Below are 25,801 nucleotides of genomic sequence, written 5' to 3'. Positions count from 1 at the left end.
AGCGCTCGAACGAGGGGCGGGACTATCTGGGCCTGAAGCTGGACGATCCGAGCTTCTCACACCCGATCTACGCCAACCTCTTCGATGACGAGGACGGCGAGGGCTCGAGCCTGATCTGGTCACGCCCAAACAGCCGCCGGGGGGAGTAATCCCCCCAACGACAAGGCCCTGGTCGAAAGACCGGGGCCTTTACAATTTCTCGCCTTGGTAGGCTGCTTTGCGGACCTTGCTGCCATTCGCTGCAGCTGCAGTATCGCAGTCTTGGTCAGCGTTCGAATGGCACCGAGGGGCGGAGAGCCGACTTGCGGCAGTGCGGCGCAGCATTGGCAACAATCTGTAAATAAGCCGACATTCAGGGGCAAGATCACGAGAGACCGGCACGAGCTACTGGTCGGGCGGGATTTGAACCTACGACCTTCAGGATATGAGCAGATCAGAGGCGAAATTCGGGAACCCCGTAATTTCAGAATGTTACGCGACAATCGATTGATTTATTGCGATTTCCACGTCGACGCTCAACTGCAGTGAGCGACATCCGACGGAACAATCTGCACGAAAACTGCAGCCAAGGATTGAGGTGGCGTTGAGGTAGATGATTTTTCCAGCATCGTAAGTCCGCCAACAAAAGTGCGGCCCATGCGTTGCCAGCAAGAGAGGGCTCGCTGAGAAGAAAACTCACATTGACAACGGTCGTCATTAATTTCGTCGCCCAGATGGAAAGCCGCGTCATCTGTTTTGGACTACCCTGATCGGGCTGAAACCGAAACTTCAAACCCACACGCCGCTTCCTCAACCCTATAGCTTCACCCGTTTCAGCCGCAGCGCATTGGCGATGACCGAGACCGAGGACAGCGACATCGCCGCCGCCGCGATCATCGGCGATAGCAGCAGGCCAAAGACCGGATAGAGCAGCCCTGCCGCCACCGGGATCCCGGCTGCGTTATAGATGAAAGCAAAGAACAGGTTCTGTCGGATATTGCGCATGGTGGCCACGGCGAGCTTGCGGGCGCGGACAATGCCGGTCAGGTCGCCGCCCAGCAGGGTCAGCCCGGCGCTTTCGACCGCCACATCGGCGCCCGTGCCCATGGCGATGCCCACATCCGCCGCCGCCAGCGCCGGCGCGTCATTCACCCCGTCGCCGGCCATGGCGACCTTGCGGCCATTGGCGCGCAGCCCGTCGACCAGATCCTTCTTGCCCTCGGGCAGCATCCCGGCGCGGACTTCGTCGATGCCCAGTCTTGATGCCACGGCCTGCGCCGTGCGTTCATTGTCGCCGGTTGCCATGATCACCTTGATGCCCAGATCGTGCAGGTCATGGATCGCCGCCTCGGCGGTGGACTTGATCGGGTCGGCCACGGCGACCAGCCCCGCCAGCCTGCCATCCAGCGCCACGAACATGGCGGTCTTGCCATCGCCGCGCAGGCGGTCCGCAGTCTCCTCGCCGGTGTCGCAGTCGATACCAAGCGAGGTCATCATGGCGTTGTTGCCAAGCGCCACATCGCGGCCATCGACCTTGCCGATCACACCCTTGCCGGTGACGGCCTCGAACTCCTCGCCATTGCCAAGGCTGAGCCCGCGCGCCTTGGCGCCCGCGACGATCGCCTCGGCCAGCGGGTGTTCGGATGCGCGTTCCAGTGCGGCGGCTGCGGCCAGCAACTCATCCTCGGCCACGTCGCCGAAGCTGGTCACATCGGTCAGCGCGGGCTTGCCTTCGGTCAGCGTGCCGGTCTTGTCGACGATCAGCGTGTCCACATCGGCCATCAGTTCCAGTGCCTCAGCATTCTTGACCAGTACGCCGGCCTGCGCGCCGCGCCCCGCTGCCGTGGTGATGGAAATCGGCGTCGCCAGCCCAAGCGCACAGGGACAAGCGATGATCAGCACCGAAACCGCCGAGGCAATGGCGAAGACATAGGACGGGCTGGGGCCAAAGATCAGCCAGACGACAAAGGCCAGAATGGCGATCACCACCACCGCAGGCACGAAGATCGCCGAAACCCGGTCGGCCAGCCCCTGAATAGGCGCTTTGGAGCGTCGCGCGCCGGCGACCATCTGGACGATCTGCGACAGCACCGTATCGGCGCCGACATCGGTGGCGCGGATCGCCAGCGTGCCGTTCTTATTAATCGTGCCGCCGGTCACGCGGTCGCCCTGCACCTTCTCGACCGGCACCGGCTCGCCCGTGATCATGCTTTCATCGACGGAAGAACGGCCCTCGACCACCTCGCTATCGACCGGCACGCTGTCGCCCGGCCGCACGCGCAAGAGATCGCCTGCCGTGATGTTTTCCAGCGGCGCGTCATATTCCGTGCCATCGGGCAGGATGCGCCGAGCGGTCTTGGGCGCGAGATCCATCAGCGCCCGGATAGCATCGCCGGTGCGCTCCCGCGCCCGCAGTTCCAGCACCTGCCCGACAAAGACCAGGGCGACGATCACAACCGCAGCCTCGTAATAGGTGCCGACGATGCCGCCCATTCGGTATTCCTCGGGAAAGATGCCCGGCAGGAAGGTGGCGAAGAGCGAATAGAGATAGGCCGCGCCGACACCCAGCGAGATCAGCGTCCACATGTTCGGTGAGCGGTTTTTGAAGGAATCCAACCCGCGCTGAAAGAAGGGCCGCGCCGCCCAGAGCACGATGGGCGTGGCCAGCAGGAACTCCAGCCAGACGGCGGTGCGGTGCCCGATCCAGTCACGGACCGGAATGCCCACCATCTCGCCCATCGTCAGGATCAACAACGGCACCGCAGCGGCCACGCTGACCCAGAGCCGCCGGGTGAAATCAGTCAGTTCATGGCTGGGTTCATCCGAGGGAATCATCGGCTCCAAAGCCATGCCGCAGATCGGGCAGGCGCCGGGTTCGTCGCGGACGATTTCGGGATGCATCGGGCAGGTCCATTGCGTGCCTGCCGGGGCGGATTTTTCGACCTTGGCCGCCGCGCCCGAGGCGTAGAACCACGGATCGCCGTCGAACTTCGACTGGCAACCGTCCGAGCAGAAATAGAAGGTCTGTCCCTCATAGTCGCGGTGCCGGGCCTCGGGCTTGATCGTCACCTGCATGCCGCAAACCGGGTCGATGGCCTTGCCGGGATCAGCCTGTGCCGGTGCACCACCGTGTGTCCCGTGATCGTGATGCCCATGCGAATGATCGTGATTGTGGTCCATGACTCTCTCCCGGCAAATACCTATAGGGGGTATATCAGACTTGCTCTATACCCCTTGAGGGTATAGCACAAGCCTCAGATGTTGAAGTTCGGAGCCCTCCTTGGCGCATGACAAGCAGAACCGAGACGCGATCCTGAAGCGGCTTTCCCGCCTGAACGGTCAGGTGCAGGGCGTCTCGCGCATGGTCGAGGATGGGCGCTATTGCGTCGACATCCTGAACCAGACCGCCGCCATCCGGTCTGCCCTGCGCGGCGTCGAACGCTTGCTGATCGAGGATCACGCGCGAAGCTGCATGGAAGACGCGATCCAATCCGGCGATCAGGACCGTCAGCGGGTGATGTTCCGCGAGGTCGTCGAACTGATGGAAAAGGTACGCGACTGATGCGGTTCCTGCTATCGGCACTGCTTGCCGTCATGCTGGCGGTGACGATGCCACTGGCCCTGACCGGCGCCGCCTCGGCGGAAGCATCGTCGATGGCCTCGATGGCCGAAACATCCGCGTCGCCAGTCGCGCATGAATGCTGCACCACGCAGCCGGATTCTCCACATGGCGACTGTGCGGCCTGTGCCGCCATCGGCAATGCCGAAATCACGCCCAACGCGGCCCGCTTGCCACGCCGAATCCGACACTTTCCCCCGCTGCAAGATATGAAATCGGCCAGGCCGCGCTTGCCGCTGCCCCCTCCGCGATCCGCTGCTCTCTGACGCCACATGGCCCGAGGGGCCACAAGCCGATCAACTGCGCCATGACAGGGATGAATGACCCTACGGCGCGCAATATCCTGAAAGACATCAGATATGAGCAATCATCACTTCTCGCGTCGCGGGGCGATCCTTGCGGTCGCGGCGATACTGTCGACAGCCTCTACCCTTGCCTTTGCCGCCATCGGTTCGGACGAAAAGCCGAACCTGCTGAGTGTCACCAAGGACCCCGGCTGCGGCTGCTGCGGCGCCTGGGCCGATCTGGCCATCGAGGCGGGGTTCGAGGTCGAGATCACTGAGGCCAGCGACTATGTCGGTATGAAGCGCGACGCCGCTGTGCCCGAAAACCTGTGGTCCTGCCACACGACCCGGATCAGCGGCTATATCGTCGAGGGCCATGTGCCCTTCGCGGCCATAAGGCAGCTTCTGGAACAGCGCCCCGACATTACCGGGATCGCCGTGCCGGGGATGCCCGCCGACTCGCCGGGCATGGGTGGCGGGGTCGAGGCCACCGCCGAGGTCATCGCCTGGGGCGGCATTGCCGGTGACGGTCGCGCCTTTCCGCTGGACGGGTAGCAGATGACGCGCAACGCACTCATCCTCATCGCAGCGGTCGGTCTGGCCGCTGCGATCCTGATCCTCTGGCGCGGCAGCGGGGCCACCGGAACAGCCGCGCAGGATCAGGCCGTGATCGCGCTTGGCCAGCGGCTCTACGTCGATAACTGCGCCAGTTGCCACGGCGCCGATCTGGAAGGCCAGCCGGACTGGCAGACCCCGCTCGCAAGTGGCCGCTATCCGGCGCCCCCGCATGACGAGACCGGTCACACATGGCATCACGCCGACGCGCTTCTGGTACAGATCATTCGCGACGGCACGGCCGCCGTGGTCGGCGATGGGTATAAAAGTGACATGCCCGGCTTCGGCGATGTCATGAGTGACGACCAAATCGCCGCCGTTCTGGCCTATATCAAATCTACCTGGCCTGAACGGGAACGGGCAATCCAGAGCCGCATCACCAAGGACAGCGCGCCGTAACACCCCGGCGCGACACCACCATAGCCAAGGAGTTTCCCATGAAGAAAAGAACCGCCGCCATCGCCCTGACGCTGCTCGTCCTTGCCGGATGCGCGGCCCAGGCGCCCGATATCGCTGCCGAAGCGGCCTCGCCGTATCCCATTCCGAACGAGGTCGTCGCCATCGCCGGCCCCAACCAGGACCTGACAACGGCGCGGCTGGACCCGGCGGATGATTGCTATTGGTATTATCATGTCGGGCCGGTCGAAACGACGCTGGTGCCGCTGCGGGCGGCCAACGGCAACCATATCTGCAACGCGCGTACGTCCTGACGCCCGGCCTCGCCAGAGGGCGACCGTTCAGCTGATGGCCGTCACGCTGCCCTCCGGCGAATAGAGATAGGCGGTCGCGCCGATCTGGACGCGTGGATAGAGTCCGTTGATATGGGCCATGACCATGCGGACGCAGCCGGAACTGGCGCGGCTGCCGATCGAGGTCGGAAACGGCGTGCCGTGAATGCGCAGATAGGTGTCGCGCTCGCCGAGATAGAGATAAAGCGCCCGTGACCCGAGCGCATTCCGGGGACCGGGCTCCATGCCGTTTTCATACTGCGCATAGACCTCGGGTTCGCGCTCGATCATGTTCCTTGTCGGGGTCCAGTGCGGCCATTCGGCCTTGCGCTTTATTGTATAGGTCCCCGGCTCGTAAAGATCGCCCCGGCCGATGGCCACGCCGTAACGCATCGCCGTGCCGCCCTCTTCGATGTGGTAGAGGTATCGGGCCACGGCATCGACATGGATATCGCCCGGCACCAGACCGTCATTCGCGACAATCCGCTGCGGCAGGAAACGCTGGTGCAGGCCCCAAGGATTGGGGCCGCCGGCTTCCACCTCGGCATCCCAGGCGGCCTTCTGCGCCGCGTCGGGCCAGGTCGAGGCCATAAGCGGGCTGGCGGCGGAGGCCGCGAACAGCGCCGTCGTCGTTCGGATGAAATGTCTGCGTGTCAGCATGTGATTGCTCCTCGTAATGGTTGTACCTTCAGATGAATGCGGCAAGCGCAGCGGGATCCGCGATTGCCGAACCGTATCGCATCAGCGCCCATCGACCTCGGGCGTCGCCGCTGGCCCGCCTTCCAGATCGGCGATCAGCGCCTTCATCTCCGCGATTTCCAGCGTCTGGGCCTCGATGATGCTGTCCGCCAGCGCCCGCACGCGAGGATCCGAGATATCCGCGCGGGTGGATGTCAGGATCGCAATCGAGTGATGCGGAATCATCGCCTTCATCCAGGCGGTATCATCGACCGTTGCCTGACTGCGAACCAGAAACAGGCCGAGGGCAAAGGCCAGAATTGAAAGGCCTGCGACGGTCATATTGGCGCGCTGGTTGCGATACATCCCAAGCATGAAGGCCAGCATGATCAGCGCCATGGCGCCGCCCATGTAAAGCGCCATCCACATCCGGGTCTGGCTGAAAAAGACATGATCCATCGCCCAGGTGTTCAGATACATCAGCCCGAACATGATCACCGTCGAGGTAGCGATCATCGCCGCAAAACGGCCATAGCTTCCGCCGCTCTGGCTTCCGTGGCTATTGTGTCGATCAGAATTATCCATAGCGTTGTCCTTTCGTGAAATGCTTCAATTGCCACGCGAGGCCGCAACCAGTTCGGCCAGTTCCGTTGATGAAATGGCGCCAAAGCGCGAATCCGATCCGGCGATGAAGGTGGGTGTGCCGACAAGCCCCATCGCCTCGGCCAGCGCATTGGACTGCTGGATATGTTGGGCAATCTCCGGGCCGCCCATATCGCGCTGCAACTGCTGAGTGTCTAAACCCATGGATCGCGCAACACGCAGGACGCTGGCCCTTTCGGCCCGGGGTTTCTGACTCATCAAGGCGCGATGAAAGTCGGCGTAGCGGCCCTGCTTGCGCGACGCCAGCGCCGCGCGGGCCGCGAAAACCGAACCCTCGCCAAAGACCGGCCATTCCCGCATCACCATCCGCAAGCCGGGATCGGCTCCTAACACGGCATCCACCACTGGCATCATCGCACGGCAGAACTGGCAGTTATAGTCGAAGAACTCGATCAGAGTCGCATCGCCGTCAGGATTGCCGAAGATCGGCGCATTCGCGTCATGTTCAAGCTGCCTGCGGAATTCGGGTGGAAGCGAATGACCAGCCCAAGATAGGCGCGGTGCGATGGCCATCGCCGGGGCGGTAAGGGCCAGGGTCAGGATCATGCGTCGCTGAAACATCATGTCACTCCCGTCACGCCGAGACCGCGAACGTCGTCATCATGCCGCTGGCAAGATGCGGCATGTGGTGACAATGCAGCATCCATTCCGCCGCCTCGCCCGCATCCAGCGCCACCGTGACCATCGACATGGGCGGCACATAGACCGTGTCGCGCAATGCACCGGAAAACCGTCTGCCATTGATCGCGACAACTTGGAAATGATGGCCATGCAGATGCATGGGATGGCCCATCATCGACATGTTGTGGAACATGATCTCGACCCGCTGGCCTGTTTTGGCCGTAACCGGAATCCGATCCTCGAACACGCGGTCGTTGATGGTCCAGCGATAGGGCTGCATCTGCCCGCCCAGCATCACCATGGGTGATGCATCGGCAACTCGTTCCGTCAGCGGAGCAACGGCCCGCAAGGCGGCTTCCTGTGCAAGGTCGATATCGAATGCAGGTGCGGCCTCGTCTGCCATTCCAAGCATGACCGGCACCTTGGCGCCAGCGGTCGCAAGGATAAGGCCGGTGCGCTCCTGCGCGCCTTCGCGCAGAGCAAGGATCGGCCATGCGCCGCCTCCGGTGGGCAGGTCAAGCTCGATATCCAGGCGCTGCCCCATGGCCAGACCAAAGCGCGTTCCTGGCAAGGGCTGCACCGGCTGGCCATCCACCGCAACAAGCCGACCCGGAACCTCGCCGCTGTCGAGCCAGAATACCGTGGCCGCAGCCCCGTTGATGACCCGCAGCAGGACCCGGCCACCCTTTTCTACCCGCACAACTTCCGGGTCGCTCAAGGTGCGGTCATTCACCAGATAGGCATCGAAATCGAAGTCGTTCAGGTCCATCTGCATCCCGGCCATACCGGGCATGGACATGCCGCCCATTTCCGACATCCCATCCATGGCCATACCGCCCCCCATGTCATGACCGGCATGGGGATCGGCTGGTTGTGACAATTCGGCTTCGGCGGCCTCGTCATGCCCCTTTCCCGAGCGGATTTCGTCCAGCACCTCTTCCGGCGGGCGGAAGGAAAAATCATGCAGGAACATGGTGACCTCTTGCCGATCAGCTCGCAGATCCTCGGGGCGGCGGACGATCAGGGGTGCGGCCAGCAACTGCATCTCCTGAATGGGCACATGGCTGTGCATCCAGTGCGCGCCTGCTGCGGCCTCAAAATCATAGGCACGCGTCTCTCCTGGCTGCAGCAGCGGCATCGGCATATCGGGAACGCCGTCCTGCGCGTTCGGCGGGATCTGTCCATGCCAATGAATGATCGTCGGCTCGGTCAGATCATTGTTCAGGTCCAGCAGGAAACGCTGGGCGGGGTCTAGAATCAGCCCGGGCGTTCCGTTGCCGTTAATCAGCCCGAAAACCGTGGCGGCGCGGCCATCGATGTCAAGCGTGCGCGTCGTTGCCTGCAATGCCAGCGCGGCTGGCTGCGCAAAGCCCGCGCGCGGGGTGGCAAAAGCTGCGGCCATGGCAGCGGATGCGGTCAGAAAGCCGCGGCGATTCAGTGTGCAAGTCATATGAATAATCCATAAGACCCCGTAGGGCGAACCATGTTCGGCACCTTGAAAGGTGCGGCAAGCAAGTGTTCAGATGGATTTCGGAGGGCGGTATCCGGGGCCGACCAGACGGCCCTCACGTGTCACCGCTATAGAGTGCCATTTCAGCGAATGCTCGGTCTCAACAGGCGCAAATTGCGCGGCAGCAAGCCAAGGCGTAGGTGTGCCAACACATACAATCGCACAGGCATCGGTCATATCGTGCCGAGAGGTTTCCCCCGAAGAGCCGTGCTCATGCCCGCCTTTGTCGCCGGGATTGCTGATCGAAGCGACAAAGTGATCGGCCGAAAGTCCGGCTGTGCCAGCACTTTGCCCATGCTGCGTCACGCCCGCGAACACGAGCAGGACCACAAGCAGAGAACATATCGCGCGGCATATCATGTGGTTGAGTTGGAACCTATGCAACTAGCTTGACAATAAGCAGGACAGGCTCTCGTTGCAATTCACGGAGTAATCAACAGAGGGTGTAGTTTTTTCCCTTCTGAGCCATTGACCGGCAGCCCTCCCCCGGGGTTCTGCCACCTTCCGCCTCCCCGCCGGTCTGAGTGGCGATATATGACTTGCCCTGCGCGCGAGGCTGAGCCTCAAGTGGGATGCAAGAAGGAGACGCTGGGTACGGTGAAACGATTGAGGTTGAACGAGAAATCAGTAAGTAAGGCGGCACGGGAACCGGGTCGGGACTACCAGATTTTTGACAGTGAGGTTCGGGGATTTGTCACCTGCATCTACCGCTCGGGCAACCGGGCCTTCACGCTGGACTACCGCTATGCCGGGCGGCGGCGGCGGATGACGCTGGGGCGTTGGCCGGAATGGTCGACGGCGGCGGCGCGGGAGCCGGCCAAGGAGTTGCGCCGCGACATAGATGCTGTGGGCGATCCGCTGGGCGTGAAGGAAGACGGGAGGGACGCGCCCGCAAGCTCAAGGGATCGAAACCAACGCCGGTGTGCGCCAACCGGGTCGGCGAGGTGCTCCGAAAGATGTTCACCTATGCGCATAGCTGGGCTGGCGTGAGGACAATCCGGCATCGGGCTTCCGCCGCCGGATCGAGAACCCGCGCGAACGGTGGCTGCCACTGGGGGATCAACAATCGTGGTCGGAAGTAAGTGGTTGCCGCCTGCCGTCAATGGGCCAACGTAAAATGCTGCGCCAAGCATGCAATGGCAGGTCTGGTGATTGCTGCAATGCAGCGACGAACCGAGCGCAGAAGGCCGCTCTGGGCCGTTTTTGACGAATGCTGCCGAGCGACTGGACGGCCGCTTCGGCGGACCCGCAGCTTAGCGAGGTGTTCTCCGTTCGGGTCTAGACATACTCCGTAATGCGTTTCAACAAGGCGACACCGGCACCTGATAGAACGCCGCAAGAAGACGTAAGCTCTTGACGACGCCCGGTGTCGAGCGGGTGGGGTCCTGTTATGTGACCGTAAACTGCCCCATCATGCCCGCATCCTCGTGTTCGAGGATGTGGCAGTGATACATGAATGGTGTCTCTTCCGAAGCCAGCTTGTCGAACCTCAGCAGGATTCCGGTCGGACCCTGCACACGGACAACATCTTTCCAACCGATCTGTGCCGAGTCGACCGGCCGTCCGTTCTGACTCACGCCTCACGATAATTGTCACACGCCTCAACGCCCTCTGCGACCACGTCGAGAAGTGCGTCCACATCGCTCAGAAGAACCGTGATGCGCGGGCTGCTGATACGGTAGCGGATGAAACGCCCATGGCGATCGCTGGCGACAAGCCCGCACTCCAGCAGGCACCTCAGATGGTTGGAGACGTTGGGTTGCGATAGTTCCGTCCGCTCGACGAGCTCGTGAACGGCCAATGGCTCGTTGCAAAGTGCACCGAGGATGGCCAGGCGGCTCGGGTCCGCGAAGCCGCGGAACAGCTTCGCCCGTCGCTCGATGGTTGCGCTCTTGCGGTCATCGACCAATTGCGCCATATCACTCCTCGCTGATATGTTGTTCTTCGATTCATCCTAGCAGGAATAGCGCGACCATGGCCAACACCGAAAATGCCGGATCGACGGCAGATGTCCCGCCCGTCCGTTACCGGGTTTCCGGTATGGATTGCGCCAAGGATGCCGCGCAGATCGAGCGGGCGGCACAGGCAGCCGGGGTCGCGCCCGGCGATGTGAAAGTGTCGGCCGCGACGCACATCATGACACTGACTGCACCCGAAGTGCGCCTGCCGGACATCGAAAAGGCAGTCGCGGTGACAGGCTATGGCTTCGACCGGATCGAGGGCGATGAAGACATTCCGCCGAATCCTGCCCATCAGGACCCGGCCTACCGCCGTGCCCTCTGGATCGTCGTGATCCTGAACGTGGGATACGGGGTCCTCGAAATGATCGGCGGTTTCATTTCCGGATCGCAGGCCGTGAAGGCCGATGCGCTCGATTTCATCGGCGATGGCGCGATCACCTTCCTCGGCGTGCTGGCCATCGGCTGGAGCCTCGCTTGGCGGGCACGGTCGGCTCTGATCCAGGGCATCTTCCTCGGGCTCCTCGGTCTTGGCGTCCTCGGCACGACCATCGTCCGGGTCTTCGAACAGACGACGCCGGATGCAGGTCTCATGGGCCTGCTCGGTATGATCGCCCTTGTCGTGAACGTCGTCTCCGTTCTGCCGCTGCTGCGATTCCGCAAGGGCGACGCGAACATGCGGGCTGTCTGGCTGTTCTCGCGCAACGACGCTATCGGCAATGCGGCGGTCGTCATCGCCGCCGGTCTCGTGGCGTGGCTGGGCAGCGCGTGGCCCGACCTTATCGTCGCCTTCGGTATCGCCGGACTGTTCCTGCACTCCGCTTGGGCCATCATCCGCGACGCGCGGGGCGATCTGAAGGCGCCGGCATGAATAGCCGCTTTCTGGGCGGGCTTTGCGCGATCGCAGCCTTTGGTCTCGATCAGGGCACCAAGGCGCTTGCCCTGAACACACCGGCGCTTGAGCGCGGAGTCGAGGTTCTGCCCTTTCTCAATCTCGTGCGGGTTCTGAACGATGGCGTCAGCTTCGGTATGTTGGGCGGGATCGTGCCATGGTGGGGTCTCATCGCACTTGCTGCCGTAATCGTGGCATGGCTGCTGATCTGGTTGTGGCGCGCGCCGGACAGGCTGACGGCTGCCGCTCTCGGTCTGATCATCGGCGGCGCGCTCGGCAATGTCCTCGACCGGCTGCGTTATCGGGCCGTCCCAGACTTTCTGGATTTCCATTACGGAACATACCACTGGCCGTCCTTCAATCTTGCGGATGTGGCGATTTTCTGCGGTGCAGTCCTGCTGTTCTGGGACAGCTTCCGCTCGGCGCAGAACAAGCCCGAACGTAACCACCGAGAAGAAAACGTTACGGGGAAATAATCGATGTCCAGCATTCCATCCGCAAAGGGCATCGACAGCACGCTTGCCCTGCTGCGCAACCCATATGGGTTCATTCCGGACACATGCCGCGATCTTGAGGGCGACCTGTTCGAGACCCGCATCCTCTTTCAAAAGACGATCTGCATGACTGGTGCCGCAGCTGCGGAAGTTTTCTATTCCGAGGATAAACTGATCCGCGCGGGCTCGATGCCGGGCCGCATACAGAAGACCCTGCTGGGCGAAGGCGGCGTTCAGGGATTGGACGGCGCTGCCCACCAGCACCGCAAGAAGATGTTCATGTCACTCATGGGGACCGAGCGGATCGCCGCGCTTCAGGGCACGTCGCTTCACATGTTGGACAAATATGCGCCGGACTGGGAGGCGAGGAACGAGGTCGTCCTCTATGACGAAGTGCGCGAAATGCTCACAAGAGCTGTCTGCGCCTGGGCCAGGGTGCCGCTTGATGAAGCTGAGGTGGCGACCCGAAGGGCGCAGCTTACAGCGCTTTTTCAGGACGCCGGGGCCCTTGGCCCCAAACACTGGCGCGCGCGTCTGGCGCGCCACCGCCTGGAAAAATGGGCAGCACGGCTAATCCAACAGGTCCGCGATGGTGAGCTTCAGCCGACGCAGGAAAGTGCCCTTCATATCATCGCGACATGGCGCGATCTCGATGGGGAGTTGTTGACCCCCAGGGTGGCCGCCGTAGAGCTGTTGAATGTCCTGCGCCCGACCGTCGCGGTATCCGTGTTCATAGTTCAGGCGGCGCATGCTTTACATCGGCATCCCGAGTGGCGGCAAAAGCTGAAGGACGACGAGGGACAGCTCGAACCTTTCGTGCAAGAGGTCCGCCGTCTGTATCCGTTCTTTCCCGCGGTTGCGGCACGGGTGAAGAGCGATTTCGAGTGGCGCGGATATCGCTTTCCCAAAGGGTACAGGGTTCTGCTCGACCTCTACGGCACGAATACCGACGCTCGTTCGTGGGACGCGCCGCAAGAGTTCCGGCCCGAGCGGTTTCACGATCGGGAGGTCACTCCCTACGAGTTCATTCCGCAGGGCGGTGGCGATCACCACAGGAACCACCGTTGTCCGGGCGAGTGGATCGCGATCAGCCAGATGAAGGCGTTTTGCAGTTTCTTCGTGAACGCCATCGACTACGAAGTGCCGGATCAGGATCTGGATCTGGATCTGGAAACCGGAGAACTGCCGCCCATGCCCAAATCTCGGTTCATCATGCGTAACGTCAGGCCTCGGCAGTAGCTTCGCCCTCGTCCGGATCGACCGACCGCGCATCCTTCGTGGCCTCGAACGCCTCCCATGCAACGTAGGGCACGATCAGAAGCGCCGCCACCGGGTCGGCCCACCACCAGCCCATCCATTGCGTCAGACCGATCCCGGCCAACACCACGATCGTCTGATACTGGCAGATCATGGTGTCCTTGGCATCGTACTTCAGGGCGGGCGCATCGAGCCGCTTGCCGTAGCGATACTTGCCCCAGGCGAGGAACGGGTTGGCCACGAGCGAAGCACCCAGAATCGCGATACCCCACCAGTTGAAGCCCGGCGCCTTCTGCGAAATGAAGGCGGAGACCGCCTCGTAGAGGATCGCCGCGACGACGATCCAGAAGGCACAGGCAACCACGTAGAGCGCGACCTTCTTGCGGTGCAGGACCGTGCGCTTGTCGGCACCGTCCACCTCACTCTTCAAGCGCCAGATCAGAGTCGCAGCCGAGGTGGCCTCGACCGTACTGTCGAGGCCCCAACTCACCAGCGCTGCGCTGCCGGTCAGAAGTCCCACGGTGACGGATACGACGACCTCGATGATGTTGTAGACGAGGCTGGCGATCTCGACCCGGATGCCGCGCGTCAGATTGGCCTGCCGGTTATCTTGATGACTGCTCATAACACCTCATCACCGCAAAATTTTCGGCGAAAGTTCGAGGCGAGAATTGGCTACCTTGCCATCAGTTGCGCCACGGATCGAAAGCCGAGATTGTCCTGTTTCCAAGCTTCCTCAGTAGAGGCGAGCTTGTCCCTCATACATGAAAACCAAGGGCTTCGGACCTGTCGCGTAACCGGTGTTGAGCCGCTCCATGCGGAAGCCGCTTGTCTCGATCAAGTCGGCCGTCGGGCGGTCAAGATGGCAGTTCCCGGCGCAGTGTTTCCAGACAGGCGTCAGCCAGCGTTGCCAGCGCCGGATACGGGGTCCGGGCGCCAGGCCATGCTCGACGAAGCGGAAGACGCCATCCGGCTTGAGAACGCGCCGGATCTCGGCGAGAGCCTTCTCCGGTTCCGAAACGCTGCAGAGTGTCCAGGTGGCGACGACGCAATCGACGCTGCGATCCTCCAGCGGCAATGCTTCGGCCACGCCCTCGATCATCTCGGCCGCGGGCATCAGGCCATGGGAGGTTTGCGCGGCCCGAGAGAGGAGTTCGGGCGACGGGTCAACACCGATGATCTGACGCACGGCCTCGGGGTAGAGCGCAAGGTTCAGGCCCGAGCCGATCCCGATCTCCAGCACACGTCCATGCAGCCCGGAGACGGCGCGGCGCCGGTAGGGAAGAAGTTGATCCTGGCCCATCGCCAGATGCGTCAGCCGAGGGAGGATATGTTTCTCGTACAGTCGCATCTGTTCACCCGATCCGCGCAAGGACAGGGAAGGTGTCCAGCAGCCAGTAGGCCAGTGCGCTCAACCGCCCGGTCATCATCGCCAGGCCCATCAGGATCATGACGCCGCCCGCAGCCTGATGCAGGCGGCGACCCCAACGACCGATGCCGCGCAGCCTGCCGGCAATACTGTCGGTGAACCCCGCGACGACCAGAAACGGGATCCCAAGGCCGGCCGAGTAGAAGGCAAGCAATGCGACGCCCTCGCCAATCGTCGCGCTTGTCGCGCTGGCGGTTAGGATGGCGCCGAGGATCGGCCCGATGCACGGTGTCCAGCCGAAACCGAAGGCGAGTCCGAGCACGTAGGAGGCGACCGGTTGCCCGCCCGGCAGGTCGAGATGGAAACGCAGGTCGCGCTCCATGGCCGACAGGCGCGCTGCCCCGATCATGAACAGACCGAACAGGATCACGATCGCGCCGCCGACGAGGTTGAGTTCGTAGCGCCACTGCAGCAGCGCCTGACCGAGCGCGGTGGCAGAGGCCCCAAGCGCGATGAATATCGTGGAGAAGCCAAGGACGAAACAGAAGCTGAGCCAGACGGCCCGCCCCTTCGAAGGCGCTGCACTGCCGGTGACCGTACGTCCGGCAACGTAGGATACGTAGCCGGGCACGAGCGGCAGCACGCAGGGCGACAGAAAGGAAACGGCACCGGCCAGCAATGCCGCCATTAGTCCAAGAGCGGAAAGTTCAATCAAATCCACATCTCCAAACTGATCGGTAGACCGCCACCACGTGTGCGCACGGAGCGGAACGGCTGGCGCGGTCGTCGTGCTTTTCCATGTCCTATTGCTTACGTTCGTCAATAAGAGCGCTTATCTGCGCAACGGCTTCGGGGCTGTTCCATTCGGCCGGGCCTGCGAGGCGCCCGCGCTCGCGCCCAATGCGGTCGATCAGAATCGTTGTCGGCAGGCCCACCACGGCCAAGGCCAGCATCGCGCGCGTATCCTCCGCGATATAGAGATCGAGGTTGCGAATGCCGGTCTCTCGGTAGAAGCGGCGCACAGGTTCGAGACCGGCCCGATCGATCGACAGCGGCAGAACATGAAAATCCGATCCGCCGAGGCGCGCTTGCAGCGCGTCGAGCGTCGGCATCTCCTCGCGACAAGGCGGGCACCAGGTCGCCCAAATGTTCAGAAGCACGACACGTCCCTCGAAGTCCGCCAGCGTCAGATTCCGTCCATCTCCATCCACGAAAGGCGGCGACAGGAGATCACGCGGAGTCCCGTGATTAGGGATCGGTGGTCGGGCGGAGGCAGGGCTTGCCGCAAGCGCCAAGACTCCGGCAAGGACGTCACGTCGCCTCACGGGTCGCTCTCAGCCTGCAACCGGCGCACGACCGGCAGAATGTCCTCCTCAAGCGAGGCCTGATCAAAGGGGCCGACATGCTTGTATGCAATGCGCCCCTCGGCGTCGATTATGTATGTTTCCGGCACTCCATAGACGCCCCAGTCTATCGCAACGCGGCCTGATCGGTCCGCGCCGATGCGGGTGAAGGGATCGCCGAGCTCTTCGAGGAAACCCAGCGCCTCCTCGGCATCGTCCTTGTAGTTGATACCGTAGATCGGAACGGTGCCCGCTTCGGCAAGATCGACGAGAAGCGGGTTCTCCGTGCGGCAGGGGACGCACCACGACGCCCAGACGTTGACGAGAGAAACCTGGTCTAGCAGGTTCGCCGAGGCTAGGCCGTCCTGCCGCCCTTCGATGGGCGGGAGCGCGAATTCCGGGATTGGTCTTCCGATCAGCGTCGAGGGCAACCGGTCGTCGTTGTTCCAGAGGCCCCAGTAGAAGACTACGCCCAGCAACCCAAACAGAAGAATAGGCAAAATCATGAGCGGCCGTCCGCTCCGGCGCCGCTTTTCTTGGGTATCCTTCGAACTCATAGCCTGCCATCAATGCTTGGAAGGAATAAGGTATCAGCAACCGCTGATATGAAGCAAACCGTCGCCGATCACAATGCCGAACGATGGGGGAGGCTTGGCCGCGGCTTCGCAGACCCGAGCCATACTTACTGTCTAGATTCCTAAGAAATCAGCGAAAGGTTGGTATCTGAAGAGGCCGTTGAATTCAGACCTCTGAACGGCCCCTTCGTCCGCATTGCTGACCTCAGACACTAAAGAAATCGAGCACCCGCAGCGAATGGCCGGTCTGGAGAAGCTGCAACGCGGCGCTCGGCGTCGGGATGAAGGTCCGCTTTGGGCCGAGTGCTCACGCTACACCTGCATTCGCTGCAGCCGGTACGAATGTCGCTGATGGGCTCGTTACGACGAGGGGGCGGTGACTTCCTCCTCTTGATCGTGGTCTTGATTTTGACGTCTCCCGGCGCAGCCGGGACCGGGCTCAGGTCCTGACGGACGGAAGCCACCGTCGCCGTCTTCCCCCTGTCGGGCATAGATCCCTGACGCAGGACCCGCCTGAGGCGGGGAGCGCCGATTGATGTACCGCGGCGATCGCGCCGAGGCTACGGGCCTGTCTCGATCAACGTGAGAGGTCGAGAGGGGGCCGGAACGGGCAGGTTCCGGGCGGTTGAGAGAGAGCGCTGTCCGGGGCAGTCCCGCGTTCCGCTCTCCCGAGGATCTCCCAGATGAACGACCTGTCCCCCGCGACCACGGCGCAAGCGCCGGTCGCGCCCTCTCCTGTTTTGTCCGCGCCCTGCATTCTGGCTGCAGCGCAGGCGCTTCTCCCGCATCTCGAACGCGGCCAGCGCATCGACAGCACGATGCTGCGCGGTGCCATGGAAACCGCTTTCGGCGCCTCAGACGCTTCCGGCCTCTGGGACTGGAAAGACGCCTACGAGGCCTGCGAAGTCGCCACGATACTGTTCCTGCGCAAGTTTGGCCGTGTGCTGTTCCGCAAAGCGGAAGCGCCGGAGGCGCGTCTCGCGGCGCTGACGAAGATCGCGGCCCTTCTGCCGAGCCATACAAGGCGCTCTGAGGAGAGCCAGGCGCTGCAGCAGTTCAGCACGCCTCTTCCGCTCGCACTTGCGGCCCTCACCTCTGCGGCGATCACCCCCGCGGATGTCGTGCTCGAGCCTTCGGCCGGCACCGGCCTGATGGCAATCTTTGCCGACATCGCCGGCGGCAGCCTCGCGCTCAACGAACTGGCCGCGACCCGCGCGGATCTCCTTTCCGCCCTCTTTCCGGCCCTGCCTGTCACCCGGTTCGATGCCGCGCAAATCCACGACCATCTCGATGCCGGAGTGGTGCCATCAGTGGTGCTGATGAACCCGCCCTTCTCGGTGCTGGCCAATGTGACAACCCGCGTGGCCGATTCTGCTTCCCGCCATATCGTTTCTGCTCTGGCGCGGCTCGCCCCTGGTGGGCGGTTGGTGGCGATCACCGGCGCGGGCTTCGGACCTGACGCACCGGCCTGGCGCGAGACCTTCATCCGGCTGCAAGAGCATGGCCGCGTGGTGTTCACGGCGGCCGTGGATGGCGCCGTCTATGCAAAGCACGGCACCACGTTCGACACCCGGCTGACCGTGATCGATAAGATCCCGGCCGAGGATCCTTCCTCCTTCCCGGCCTCTTCGGGCATCGCGCCCGATGTCGCGACGCTGCTCGGTTGGGTCACCGCCCAGGTGCCGCCGCGCGCAATCGTCGATCTGCCCCGGCCACCGGCACCAACAGCACCGGCCGCCGCCCGCACGGTGCGCTCCTATCTTGCTCGGGTCGGTGCAGCCCAGCCCGCTCGGCTTACGTTGAGCAGTCCCAACGCCGTCGAACTCGCGTATGAGACGCTGGACTGGGCGCCCCCCGAAGCCGCGCGGCTCTCGGACGCGATCTATGAAGAATACGCCCTACAGGTGATCCGTATTCCCGGTACGGCCCCGCATCCGACCAAACTTGTGCAATCAGCGGCCATGGCCTCGGTCGCGCCGCCCCGTCCTTCCTACCGGCCCCTTCTGCCCGCTGACATCTGCGCACGTCTCTCGGACGCGCAGCTCGAGACGGTGATCTATGCTGGCGAGGCGCACAGCGACCATCTCGCGGGCAACTGGACGTTGGACGAGACGCTGGACACGATCAGTGCTGCGGCCGCAGATGCTTCCGGCGCTGTCCGCTTCCGGCGAGGGTTCATGCTGGGCGATGGCACGGGCGCGGGCAAGGGGCGGCAATCGGCCGGGATCATCCTCGACAACTGGCTGCGCGGACGCCGCAAGGCGGTCTGGATCTCCAAATCCGACAAGCTGATTGAGGACGCGCAGCGCGACTGGTCGGCGCTCGGCCAGGAGAAGCTGCTGATCACGCCGCTTTCTCGCTTCGCGCAGGGCAAGGCGATCACCCTGTCGGAAGGCATCCTGTTCACCACCTATGCGACGCTGCGCTCGGATGATCGGGGGGAGAAGGTCTCGCGGGTTCGCCAGATCGTGGACTGGCTGGGATCGGATTTCGACGGGGTGATCATCTTCGATGAAAGCCACGCGATGCAGAACGCCGCCGGTGGCAAGGGCGAGCGCGGCGACGTGGCTGCCTCGCAGCAGGGCAGGGCGGGTCTGCGGCTACAGCACGCGCTGCCCGATGCGCGCGTGGTCTATGTCTCCGCAACCGGGGCGACGACGGTGCACAATCTCGCTTATGCGCAGCGCCTTGGCCTCTGGGGCGGTGCAGACTTCCCGTTTGCGACCCGGGCCGAGTTCGTCGAGGCGATCGAGGCCGGCGGTGTCGCGGCCATGGAGGTGCTGGCGCGCGATCTGCGCTCGCTCGGCCTCTACACTGCGCGGTCGCTCTCCTATGACGGGGTCGAATACGAGCTGATCGAGCACCAGCTGACCGCGGAGCAGCGTCGGGTCTATGATTCTTATGCCGGGGCCTTCGCAGTCATTCATAACAATCTCGACGCGGCAATGGAGGCGGCGAACATCACCGGCTCGGATGGCACGCTGAACCGTCAGGCCAAATCCGCAGCGCGTTCGGCCTTCGAGAGCACCAAACAGCGCTTCTTCGGCCATCTGCTGACTTCGATGAAGACGCCGACCCTGCTTCGCTCGATCACGGAAGATCTGGAAGCGGGCCATGCCGCCGTCATCCAGATCGTCTCGACCGGCGAGGCGCTGATGGAACGGCGGCTGGCCGAGATCCCGACCGAGGAATGGAATGACCTGAACACGGACCTGTCGCCTCGCGAGTACGTCATGAGCTACCTGCAGCATTCCTTCCCGGTTCAGCTCTACGAGCCGTTCAGTGATGGCGAAGGCAATGTCAGCTCGCGGCCGGTGTTCCGCGATGGCCAGCCCGTCGAAAGCCGCGAGGCGGTATCCCGACGCGATGCCATGATAGAGCATCTGGCGGGCCTGCCGCCGGTGCCGGGGGCGCTCGACCAGATCGTTCAGCATTTTGGCACCGAGATGGTGGCGGAGGTGACGGGCCGCTCGCGGCGGATCATTCGCAAGGGCGAAGGCCCGGCAGCGCGGCTGGCGGTCGAGAACCGCGCACCCTCGGCTAATCTCGCCGAGACCCAGGCCTTCATGGATGACGGCAAGCGCATCCTGGTCTTCTCGGATGCGGGTGGCACGGGCCGCAGCTATCACGCCGAGCTCTCGGCCAAAAATCAGCGGCTGCGCGTGCATTACCTGCTGGAGCCGGGCTGGAAGGCTGACACGGCCATTCAAGGACTTGGGCGCACCAACCGCACCAATCAGGCGCAGCCGCCCCTGTTTCGGCCGATTGCCACCGACGTGAAAGCCGAGAAGCGCTTCCTCAGCACCATCGCGCGCCGCCTCGATACGCTCGGGGCGATCACCCGCGGTCAGCGCCAGACCGGCGGGCAGGGGCTGTTCCGCCCCGAGGACAATCTTGAAAGCCCCTATGCCCGGGCGGCTCTGCGTCAGCTCTACCTCCTGCTGGTCCGCGGCAAGGTCAAGGGTTGCTCGCTGGAACGGTTTGAATCCGCCACCGGCCTGAAGCTGATGGACTCAAACGGCATCAAGGACGAATTGCCGCCGATCACCACCTTCCTCAACCGTCTGCTGGCGCTGACCATCGAATTGCAAGGCATTCTCTTCACTGCTTTCGAGCAGCTGCTGGAGGCGAAGGTCGAGGGCGCGATGGCGGCCGGCATTTATGATCTGGGCCTCGAGACGCTGAAGGCCGAAAGCTTCACCGTAACCGACCGGCAGGTAATCTACTCCCATCCCGGCACCGGAGCTGAGACCCGGCTCCTGACCATCACCGAGCGACGGCGGAACACGCCCCTGCTGCTCGATGCCGCGCTCAACGAGTTGGACGATCCACGGGCCGTGCTGCTGGTCAACAGCCGCTCTGGCAGGGCAGCCGTGCAGGTACCGACCACCTCGATCATGCTAGACGATGGCGAGATCGAACGCCGTGTGCGCTTGATCCGGCCGATGGAAGCCTTCAGCATGTCGATCAGGATGATGAGTGACACGCTTTGGGTTGAGACTGACAGAAAGAGCTTCGCGGCCGCCTGGCGCGCGGAGGTAGCCGATGTGCCGGAGTTCTCGGATGCCACGCTGCATGTGGTCTCGGGGCTACTTCTTCCGGTCTGGAAGCGCCTGCCGCAGGATGAAACCCGCGTCTATCGCCTGCAGACCGATGACGGCGAGCGGATCATCGGCCGCCGGGTCTCGCCCGCCTGGGCCGCGAACGCCACCGCAAGCGGGGCCCCCAGCCTGACCCCGGATCAGGCCTACGCCGCATTGCTCGACGGGCGGACCGTCCTCGATCTTGCCGAAGGCCTGCAACTGCGCCGCTCGCGGGTGATGGGCGCCAACCGGATCGAACTGACCGGCTTCTCGGAGGCGATGCGCGAGCGGCTACGGGCCTGGGGTCTCTTCAGCGAGATCATCTCCTGGAAGCTGCGCTTTTTCGTGCCGGTCGGCGCGAATGGCACCGAGATCCTCGGCAAGCTGCTGGCGGTCTATCCGATCAGCCGCATCACCGAGCGCGAGGCGGCGTAATGGCCCGCATCGATGCCGCCGATCTGTCGCAGCGTCTCGGCCAGCAGGCCGAGGCGGTGTGCCGGCACTACCTTTCGAATGGCCGCAAACAGGGCAACTATTGGCAGGTTGGTGATGTGCGCAATGAACCGGGGCGGTCGATGTTCGTCCGCCTCACCGGCCCGGCCTCTGGCAAGGGAGCGGCCGGTAAATGGACCGACGGACAGAGCGGCGAGCATGGTGATCTGCTCGATGTGATCCGCGAAAGCCTTGGCCTCAGCGACTTCGCCGATGTTGCCGAGGAAGCCCGGCGGTTCCTCAGCCTGCCGCAGATGGACCCAGTACCAGAGGCGAAGACGCACAGATCGGCACCGGCGCCCTCTGGATCATCTGACGCTGCAGACCGGCTCTGGCGCATATCCCGGTCTATCCGAAGCACGCTGGCAGGCACCTATTTACGCAAGCGCGGCCTGACGGATCTGCGCGACACGGACAGCCTCCGCTTCCACCCTGACTGCTATTACCGTCCGGGGGGCGAGGGTCCAACCGAGACCTGGCCCGCGCTGATCGCCAGGATCACCGACCTCGAAGGCAAGCTCACCGGCGTCCACCGCACCTGGCTCACCCGCGATGGCAGCGGGAAAGCGCCTCTCGACCCGCCGCGCAAGGCGATGGGGGACCTGCTCGGCAACGCAGTCCGGTTTGGTCAGGCGCAAGATGTGATGGCGGCAGGGGAGGGCATCGAGACTGTGCTCTCGCTGCGTCAGATCTTGCCCAAGATGCCGATGGTCGCGGCTCTCTCGGCGGGACATCTCGCAGCCATCCTCTTCCCGGCAACTCTGCGCAGGCTCTATATCATCCGCGACAATGATCCGGCCGGCGACGGCGCGCGGGACAGTCTGATCGCCCGGGCGCACGAGGCCGGTATCGAACCCATCACGCTCTCGCCCATGTTGGGGGATTTCAACGACGATCTAACGGGGCCGGGTCTGGAGGCACTTCGGGCGCAGGTCCGGGGGCAACTCGCCCCCGAGGACGTCAGCCGCTTCATGACCGTTCGCTGATCCGCCGGAACGGGGTGGGTGATCGGGCGGGCGCGCTCCTGCCCGGGCAGACAGAGGAAGCAACCCCCTTCGGCGAGAGGACCGCGCCGAGGCCTTCTCAGAGGGCGAGCGGCCCACAAACGCTCCGGCCCGGCAATGGCGGCGCCCGACTGATTTCCGTCGGCGGGGCAAGCCCCGCCTTTACATCGCGAAGCAAATCAGCCGGGCTTTGCCATCAGGGCCCGCGAATGCGCGGGCTGCCCGGCCGGAGCCCCCGTGGGCTTGTCGTCGCCAGAAGGCCGCGACGGTCGCGGTCCAAGCCGAAGGATGCATCCCATGTATGCCCAGGATAGTTTCGAGCCCGATCACACCATTTCCCCGACCGGCCATATCATCGAGGACATGCAGCTCTATGGCTACCGTCCCGCTGAGGGCGAGGCAGATCCCCGCCCCACCCCCGAAGACCAGGCCATCCAGACCGCAGTCTCCGACATCTTCGACGCCCTCATCTCTACCATGGCCGATACCAGCCTCGATTTCGACCTCGACGAAATTCTCTGGTCGACCGTCAACACTTTCCACCGCGCCGCCGAGCGGATCGAGCGCAAACTGGATGACAACGAGCAGGCGCAGAAACGCCTTCAGCGCGAGCAGGATGGCAGCGAGGTCAAATCCGTCCAGCTCGAGAGCCTGATCGGCATCGGCGGCAATCTGATCGAACGCCGCGAGAGCCTGGAACTCTTCCGCGAAACCGCCGCTGACATCTTCCTGCGCGTGACCGGCACACACTGGGCCCCGCGTTCGGGATCACGCACCAACCATCGCCATCTGACAGCCGCGATGATCGACAGTCGCGATTTCCTCGCCGCCAAAAAGATCGCGGAAACCGAGATGCTGGTGCCGCCGGGGCCGAAGGTTGCCTTCTCGGGTGGGGATACCACCGATCACCGCACGATTTGGGACCGTCTCGATCAGATCCACGCAAAGCATCCGGACATGGTCTTGATGCATGGTGGCAGCCCGAAGGGCGCCGAGCGCATCGCCGCCACCTGGGCCAGCAACCGCAAGGTGCCGCAGGTCGCCTTCAAGCCGGACTGGACCAAACACGCCAAGGCCGCGCCCTTCAAGCGCAATGACCAGATGCTCGACTGCCTGCCGATCGGCGTCATCATCTTCCCCGGCACCGGCATCCAGGAGAACCTCGCCGACAAGGCCCGCAAGATGGGCATCCCGGTTTACCGTATGGCGAAGGGTGGCGCGTAAGTGCCACCCCATACGGGTTCCGGAGGCTCAGAGCTGCGGCCGGGTGTTTTGCAGCAAAGCGAACCCGTATAGGAAAGGCATGAACGTACTCCCTGACGGCAGGCTCAAGATGACGATTGCACTTTGGCATAGCGATGAAGACCTTGATCGCCTCGATGCGGTGCTTTCGGCACTGCCCGAAGACAACGATCCGATGATCCTCGCCGAATTCGATGGCTTTTGTGCGGGTCTCATCACCTGTCCGGAAATGATTTCGCCCTCGGTCTGGCTTGCCAAGGTCTGGGGGACTGGCGGCCCGCCGGAGTTCGACAGCGCCGAAGAGCTTCAGGCGGCTCTCGATCTCATCATGGCGCATTACAACCGCGTCGCCGGAATGCTGATGATCCCGGGGGAGTATTTCCCTGTCCTCGACGAGGATCAGCGCAACGGGGACATCATCTGGGAGTTCTGGATGATGGGTTTCGTCGCGGCGATGCGACTGCGGCCTGACGCCTGGGATCTGATTGAGGACAGCAAGGACCGGCGGGCGAAGAAGGCGCTGGATCTCGCAGGCAAACTCTCGAGTATCTCGACCGGGTTCGCCGAAGGGAAAGGCTGGAAGGCTACGAAATTGTCGCGCGAGGCCCATGATCTGATCCCCGATATGGTCGAGGATCTGAACGCCTTCGCCAAGGCGCATACGGCGAAATCCATGCCCGGTCTGCCGCTGGCCACCAATCTGACTGCTGCACCCTCAGCTGCATCGAAGCCCGGTCGCAATGATGCGTGCAGCTGCGGTTCAGGGCGCAAGTACAAGAAATGCTGCGGCGCTGTTCACTGATCTCAGCCTTGCGGGAACAGGATCGCGTCAACGTCCATCGCGCCGTTCACGACATGAAGCACTGTCACCTGATCCCCGCGGATCTGGTAGAAGATCAGGTAGCGGCCATGAACGCGGCGCCGGATGCTTTGCGTCTCATAGCGTGGGACAATCGGCCAAGCCTCGGGGAACTCGGCGAGTTCCATGCAGCTTCGGCCGAGTTCACGCACGAAGCTGATAGCGCGTGCGGGATTGTCGCGTGCGATGTAGTCGCCGATGGCTTCCAGATCCGCTTCGGCCTCAGCGGTGATCTCAACGATCATTTCGCCGGTTTGCCCATCGCCTGATACTTGGCCGCAAGCCGCGCGAAGACGTCGCCGGCCGGTTTGACCCGCCCGGAATCAGCATCTGCGAGCCCCCGGGCTAAAGCCTGATCCAGCACGGCAAGGCGGGCTTCGCGCTCCTGGATCAGGCGGATGCCTTCGCGCAGGACCTCGCTCTTGGAATTGTAGCGGCCGGTTTCGACCAGCTTTGCCACGAAGCTCTCGAGCTGTGTTCCCAGATCGGCACTGATCATCTCGACCTCCGCTATTGCTGGTTTCACAATGCCACGCTTGATAACTGTTATCAATCCTCGTGGCGATCATGGCGCTGCCTTCTTGCCTTTCGTCGGGATTGTTGTCGGATTTTCCCGTCGTCATGGGCGCGCAGGGATCAGTCTTCCCCTCTTTCCGGCCACCTTGGTCGTGAGTTGCGCGGACCAGTGGCACGCTCTGATCTCGCTTCCGGCCCTGTCCCTTTTCCCGGTCGAGCATTTGGGCGGCAGGTGCCGATCAGGTGGCCCGCCCAGTATCCGGTCTGATGCGGTGCGGTGCCCGTGGCTGCAGGTCAGGGGGAAGGGCGCGCACTGACATGTTCGTGGTCTTGGTGATCATCGCCGGTGGTTGCCTGTCGGGTCTTCCTGCCGGTACCTTCAGGATCGCCGCTGTCTCCTGTCTCTCTGGAGGTGACGGGACCGCTCGCATGCGTCCTCTGTCATGGGCTGATCTGGCCGAAGATCAGCGCGCGGGAGCGCGCTTCGACGTCTCGGCGCAACAGCGTCGTTGAACTTTCT

At 63.3% G+C, this 25,801-nt stretch carries 28 protein-coding genes and 1 pseudogene; 14 read left to right on the top strand and 15 right to left on the bottom strand.

Annotation, left to right across the window (positions count from 1 at the left end; translation table 11 throughout):
* On the top strand, positions 1-149 hold a 149-nt coding region (locus RTS12_RS12575), incomplete at its 5' end, for a DUF736 family protein (protein ID WP_312529030.1).
* A gap of 646 nt (positions 150-795) precedes the next feature.
* Here the strand turns inward: RTS12_RS12575 and RTS12_RS12570 are convergent.
* A complete protein-coding gene (locus tag RTS12_RS12570; protein WP_312529028.1) occupies positions 796-3,159 on the bottom strand; it encodes a heavy metal translocating P-type ATPase in 2,364 nt (787 codons plus the stop codon).
* 100 nt (positions 3,160-3,259) lie between these two features.
* Here RTS12_RS12570 and RTS12_RS12565 point away from each other — a divergent pair, with 100 nt between their 5' ends.
* From RTS12_RS12565 to RTS12_RS12545, 5 genes are all read left to right on the top strand, one after another.
* Complete coding sequence (locus tag RTS12_RS12565; RefSeq protein ID WP_101459771.1) at positions 3,260-3,541, top strand: metal-sensitive transcriptional regulator; 282 nt, start codon at positions 3,260-3,262, stop codon at positions 3,539-3,541.
* A complete protein-coding gene (locus RTS12_RS12560) occupies positions 3,541-3,864 on the top strand; it encodes a hypothetical protein (RefSeq protein WP_010400327.1) in 324 nt (107 codons plus the stop codon). Before RTS12_RS12565 ends, RTS12_RS12560 begins: the two co-directional genes overlap by 1 nt.
* Positions 3,865-3,957: 93 nt before the next feature.
* Positions 3,958-4,437 (top strand): DUF411 domain-containing protein, encoded by a 480-nt coding sequence (locus RTS12_RS12555; RefSeq protein WP_010400328.1) that lies wholly within the window; start codon positions 3,958-3,960, stop codon positions 4,435-4,437.
* 3 nt (positions 4,438-4,440) lie between these two features.
* Positions 4,441-4,896 carry a c-type cytochrome gene (locus tag RTS12_RS12550; RefSeq protein WP_010400329.1) on the top strand — a complete coding sequence of 152 codons (456 nt, stop codon included), beginning with the start codon at positions 4,441-4,443 and terminating at the stop codon, positions 4,894-4,896.
* Between the two features lie 38 nt (positions 4,897-4,934).
* Positions 4,935-5,207 (top strand): hypothetical protein, encoded by a 273-nt coding sequence (locus tag RTS12_RS12545; protein ID WP_010400330.1) that lies wholly within the window; start codon positions 4,935-4,937, stop codon positions 5,205-5,207.
* 27 nt (positions 5,208-5,234) lie between these two features.
* On the opposite strand, the gene RTS12_RS12540 is transcribed toward RTS12_RS12545, so the two are convergent.
* The 5 genes from RTS12_RS12540 to RTS12_RS12520 all read right to left on the bottom strand — a co-directional run bounded on the left by RTS12_RS12540 (position 5,235) and on the right by RTS12_RS12520 (position 9,027).
* Positions 5,235-5,885 carry a L,D-transpeptidase gene (locus RTS12_RS12540; RefSeq protein ID WP_010400331.1) on the bottom strand — a complete coding sequence of 217 codons (651 nt, stop codon included), beginning with the start codon at positions 5,883-5,885 and terminating at the stop codon, positions 5,235-5,237.
* Positions 5,886-5,966: 81 nt separating this feature from the next.
* Positions 5,967-6,419, bottom strand: a complete 453-nt coding sequence (locus RTS12_RS12535) for a DUF305 domain-containing protein (protein ID WP_010400332.1) — start codon at positions 6,417-6,419, stop codon at positions 5,967-5,969.
* 93 nt (positions 6,420-6,512) lie between these two features.
* Positions 6,513-7,127 carry a DsbA family protein gene (locus tag RTS12_RS12530; RefSeq protein WP_010400333.1) on the bottom strand — a complete coding sequence of 205 codons (615 nt, stop codon included), beginning with the start codon at positions 7,125-7,127 and terminating at the stop codon, positions 6,513-6,515.
* Between the two features lie 13 nt (positions 7,128-7,140).
* Positions 7,141-8,637, bottom strand: a complete 1,497-nt coding sequence (locus RTS12_RS12525; RefSeq protein ID WP_119746645.1) for a multicopper oxidase family protein — start codon at positions 8,635-8,637, stop codon at positions 7,141-7,143.
* Positions 8,638-8,706: 69 nt separating this feature from the next.
* Positions 8,707-9,027, bottom strand: coding sequence for a hypothetical protein (locus RTS12_RS12520; RefSeq protein ID WP_312528989.1), 321 nt, complete (start codon positions 9,025-9,027; stop codon positions 8,707-8,709).
* Between the two features lie 204 nt (positions 9,028-9,231).
* Between RTS12_RS12520 and RTS12_RS12515 the strand changes: the two are divergent.
* Positions 9,232-9,745: pseudogene (locus RTS12_RS12515) on the top strand (Arm DNA-binding domain-containing protein); the annotation flags it as partial.
* A gap of 340 nt (positions 9,746-10,085) precedes the next feature.
* Here the strand turns inward: RTS12_RS12515 and RTS12_RS12510 are convergent.
* Together RTS12_RS12510 and RTS12_RS12505 are read right to left on the bottom strand one after the other, a co-directional pair.
* Positions 10,086-10,274: a multicopper oxidase domain-containing protein gene (locus RTS12_RS12510; protein ID WP_035746442.1), complete on the bottom strand. Its 189-nt coding sequence runs from the start codon at positions 10,272-10,274 to the stop codon at positions 10,086-10,088.
* The gene (locus tag RTS12_RS12505; RefSeq protein WP_312528986.1) at positions 10,271-10,615 is read right to left on the bottom strand and encodes a metalloregulator ArsR/SmtB family transcription factor; all 345 of its coding nucleotides are present in this window, start codon (positions 10,613-10,615) and stop codon (positions 10,271-10,273) included. The genes RTS12_RS12510 and RTS12_RS12505 overlap by 4 nt, the downstream gene beginning before the upstream one ends.
* Positions 10,616-10,671: 56 nt before the next feature.
* Between RTS12_RS12505 and RTS12_RS12500 the strand changes: the two genes are divergently transcribed.
* Genes RTS12_RS12500 through RTS12_RS12490 form a run of 3 tightly spaced genes read left to right on the top strand, consistent with a single transcriptional unit; the run spans position 10,672 to position 13,280 of the window.
* Complete coding sequence (locus RTS12_RS12500; RefSeq protein ID WP_312528984.1) at positions 10,672-11,526, top strand: cation transporter; 855 nt, start codon at positions 10,672-10,674, stop codon at positions 11,524-11,526.
* Positions 11,523-12,023: a signal peptidase II gene (gene lspA / locus RTS12_RS12495; protein ID WP_036743586.1), complete on the top strand. Its 501-nt coding sequence runs from the start codon at positions 11,523-11,525 to the stop codon at positions 12,021-12,023. The genes RTS12_RS12500 and lspA overlap by 4 nt, the downstream gene beginning before the upstream one ends.
* 3 nt (positions 12,024-12,026) lie before the next feature.
* On the top strand, positions 12,027-13,280 hold the full coding sequence (locus RTS12_RS12490) for a cytochrome P450 (protein ID WP_312528977.1): 1,254 nt from the start codon (positions 12,027-12,029) through the stop codon (positions 13,278-13,280).
* Here RTS12_RS12490 and RTS12_RS12485 read toward each other — a convergent pair.
* From RTS12_RS12485 to RTS12_RS12465, 5 genes are all read right to left on the bottom strand, one after another.
* Complete coding sequence (locus RTS12_RS12485; protein WP_082849320.1) at positions 13,264-13,923, bottom strand: cation diffusion facilitator family transporter; 660 nt, start codon at positions 13,921-13,923, stop codon at positions 13,264-13,266. The two genes, RTS12_RS12490 and RTS12_RS12485, sit on opposite strands and share 17 nt — an antisense overlap.
* Before the next feature lie 111 nt (positions 13,924-14,034).
* Entirely contained in the window at positions 14,035-14,649 is a 615-nt protein-coding gene (locus RTS12_RS12480) for a class I SAM-dependent methyltransferase (protein ID WP_312528967.1), read from the bottom strand.
* A 4-nt stretch (positions 14,650-14,653) separates the two neighbouring features.
* Positions 14,654-15,355, bottom strand: coding sequence for a cytochrome c biogenesis CcdA family protein (locus tag RTS12_RS12475; protein ID WP_369796074.1), 702 nt, complete (start codon positions 15,353-15,355; stop codon positions 14,654-14,656).
* Between the two features lie 115 nt (positions 15,356-15,470).
* Positions 15,471-15,878, bottom strand: a complete 408-nt coding sequence (locus RTS12_RS12470) for a TlpA disulfide reductase family protein (protein WP_312528960.1) — start codon at positions 15,876-15,878, stop codon at positions 15,471-15,473.
* Between the two features lie 110 nt (positions 15,879-15,988).
* Entirely contained in the window at positions 15,989-16,516 is a 528-nt protein-coding gene (locus RTS12_RS12465) for a DsbE family thiol:disulfide interchange protein (protein WP_035746431.1), read from the bottom strand.
* Between the two features lie 752 nt (positions 16,517-17,268).
* Here RTS12_RS12465 and RTS12_RS12460 point away from each other — a divergent pair.
* The 4 genes from RTS12_RS12460 (at position 17,269) to RTS12_RS12445 (ending at position 24,708) form a co-directional block, all read left to right on the top strand.
* Positions 17,269-21,603, top strand: coding sequence for a strawberry notch-like NTP hydrolase domain-containing protein (locus tag RTS12_RS12460; RefSeq protein ID WP_312528954.1), 4,335 nt, complete (start codon positions 17,269-17,271; stop codon positions 21,601-21,603).
* On the top strand, positions 21,603-22,646 hold the full coding sequence (locus tag RTS12_RS12455; RefSeq protein ID WP_312528950.1) for a toprim domain-containing protein: 1,044 nt from the start codon (positions 21,603-21,605) through the stop codon (positions 22,644-22,646). Before RTS12_RS12460 ends, RTS12_RS12455 begins: the two co-directional genes overlap by 1 nt.
* Positions 22,647-22,961: 315 nt before the next feature.
* A complete protein-coding gene (locus RTS12_RS12450; RefSeq protein WP_312528948.1) occupies positions 22,962-23,888 on the top strand; it encodes a DUF2493 domain-containing protein in 927 nt (308 codons plus the stop codon).
* 79 nt (positions 23,889-23,967) lie between these two features.
* Positions 23,968-24,708: a UPF0149 family protein gene (locus RTS12_RS12445; RefSeq protein ID WP_312528946.1), complete on the top strand. Its 741-nt coding sequence runs from the start codon at positions 23,968-23,970 to the stop codon at positions 24,706-24,708.
* Positions 24,709-24,710: 2 nt separating this feature from the next.
* On the opposite strand, the gene RTS12_RS12440 is transcribed toward RTS12_RS12445, so the two are convergent.
* Positions 24,711-25,010, bottom strand: coding sequence for a type II toxin-antitoxin system RelE/ParE family toxin (locus RTS12_RS12440; protein ID WP_035714942.1), 300 nt, complete (start codon positions 25,008-25,010; stop codon positions 24,711-24,713).
* Positions 25,007-25,264: a type II toxin-antitoxin system ParD family antitoxin gene (locus RTS12_RS12435; RefSeq protein ID WP_312528938.1), complete on the bottom strand. Its 258-nt coding sequence runs from the start codon at positions 25,262-25,264 to the stop codon at positions 25,007-25,009. Before RTS12_RS12435 ends, RTS12_RS12440 begins: the two co-directional genes overlap by 4 nt.
* Between the last annotated feature and the right edge of the window lie 537 nt (positions 25,265-25,801).

Origin of the sequence: Paracoccus sp. (in: a-proteobacteria), assembly GCF_032007265.1 — a bacterium.
GTDB lineage: Bacteria > Pseudomonadota > Alphaproteobacteria > Rhodobacterales > Rhodobacteraceae > Paracoccus.
Note: the sequence above shows the minus strand (reverse complement) of the source record. Positions and strands in the feature narration are given on the sequence as shown.

What these genes read in the sequence shown, in the direction of transcription:
- RTS12_RS12445 (WP_312528946.1), top strand. Translation starts at nt 23,968, where the DNA reads ATGAACGTACTCCCTGACGGCAGGCTCAAGATGACGATTGCACTTTGG.
- RTS12_RS12555 (WP_010400328.1), top strand. Translation starts at nt 3,958, where the DNA reads ATGAGCAATCATCACTTCTCGCGTCGCGGGGCGATCCTTGCGGTCGCG.
- RTS12_RS12540 (WP_010400331.1), bottom strand. Translation starts at nt 5,885, where the DNA reads ATGCTGACACGCAGACATTTCATCCGAACGACGACGGCGCTGTTCGCG.
- RTS12_RS12505 (WP_312528986.1), bottom strand. Translation starts at nt 10,615, where the DNA reads ATGGCGCAATTGGTCGATGACCGCAAGAGCGCAACCATCGAGCGACGG.
- RTS12_RS12455 (WP_312528950.1), top strand. Translation starts at nt 21,603, where the DNA reads ATGGCCCGCATCGATGCCGCCGATCTGTCGCAGCGTCTCGGCCAGCAG.
- RTS12_RS12545 (WP_010400330.1), top strand. Translation starts at nt 4,935, where the DNA reads ATGAAGAAAAGAACCGCCGCCATCGCCCTGACGCTGCTCGTCCTTGCC.
- RTS12_RS12485 (WP_082849320.1), bottom strand. Translation starts at nt 13,923, where the DNA reads ATGAGCAGTCATCAAGATAACCGGCAGGCCAATCTGACGCGCGGCATC.
- RTS12_RS12500 (WP_312528984.1), top strand. Translation starts at nt 10,672, where the DNA reads ATGGCCAACACCGAAAATGCCGGATCGACGGCAGATGTCCCGCCCGTC.
- lspA (WP_036743586.1), top strand. Translation starts at nt 11,523, where the DNA reads ATGAATAGCCGCTTTCTGGGCGGGCTTTGCGCGATCGCAGCCTTTGGT.
- RTS12_RS12460 (WP_312528954.1), top strand. Translation starts at nt 17,269, where the DNA reads ATGAACGACCTGTCCCCCGCGACCACGGCGCAAGCGCCGGTCGCGCCC.
- RTS12_RS12465 (WP_035746431.1), bottom strand. Translation starts at nt 16,516, where the DNA reads ATGATTTTGCCTATTCTTCTGTTTGGGTTGCTGGGCGTAGTCTTCTAC.
- RTS12_RS12525 (WP_119746645.1), bottom strand. Translation starts at nt 8,637, where the DNA reads ATGACTTGCACACTGAATCGCCGCGGCTTTCTGACCGCATCCGCTGCC.
- RTS12_RS12450 (WP_312528948.1), top strand. Translation starts at nt 22,962, where the DNA reads ATGTATGCCCAGGATAGTTTCGAGCCCGATCACACCATTTCCCCGACC.
- RTS12_RS12535 (WP_010400332.1), bottom strand. Translation starts at nt 6,419, where the DNA reads ATGATCGCTACCTCGACGGTGATCATGTTCGGGCTGATGTATCTGAAC.
- RTS12_RS12550 (WP_010400329.1), top strand. Translation starts at nt 4,441, where the DNA reads ATGACGCGCAACGCACTCATCCTCATCGCAGCGGTCGGTCTGGCCGCT.
- RTS12_RS12490 (WP_312528977.1), top strand. Translation starts at nt 12,027, where the DNA reads ATGTCCAGCATTCCATCCGCAAAGGGCATCGACAGCACGCTTGCCCTG.
- RTS12_RS12570 (WP_312529028.1), bottom strand. Translation starts at nt 3,159, where the DNA reads ATGGACCACAATCACGATCATTCGCATGGGCATCACGATCACGGGACA.
- RTS12_RS12435 (WP_312528938.1), bottom strand. Translation starts at nt 25,264, where the DNA reads ATGATCAGTGCCGATCTGGGAACACAGCTCGAGAGCTTCGTGGCAAAG.
- RTS12_RS12440 (WP_035714942.1), bottom strand. Translation starts at nt 25,010, where the DNA reads ATGATCGTTGAGATCACCGCTGAGGCCGAAGCGGATCTGGAAGCCATC.
- RTS12_RS12530 (WP_010400333.1), bottom strand. Translation starts at nt 7,127, where the DNA reads ATGTTTCAGCGACGCATGATCCTGACCCTGGCCCTTACCGCCCCGGCG.
- RTS12_RS12560 (WP_010400327.1), top strand. Translation starts at nt 3,541, where the DNA reads ATGCGGTTCCTGCTATCGGCACTGCTTGCCGTCATGCTGGCGGTGACG.
- RTS12_RS12480 (WP_312528967.1), bottom strand. Translation starts at nt 14,649, where the DNA reads ATGCGACTGTACGAGAAACATATCCTCCCTCGGCTGACGCATCTGGCG.
- RTS12_RS12475 (WP_369796074.1), bottom strand. Translation starts at nt 15,355, where the DNA reads ATGGCGGCATTGCTGGCCGGTGCCGTTTCCTTTCTGTCGCCCTGCGTG.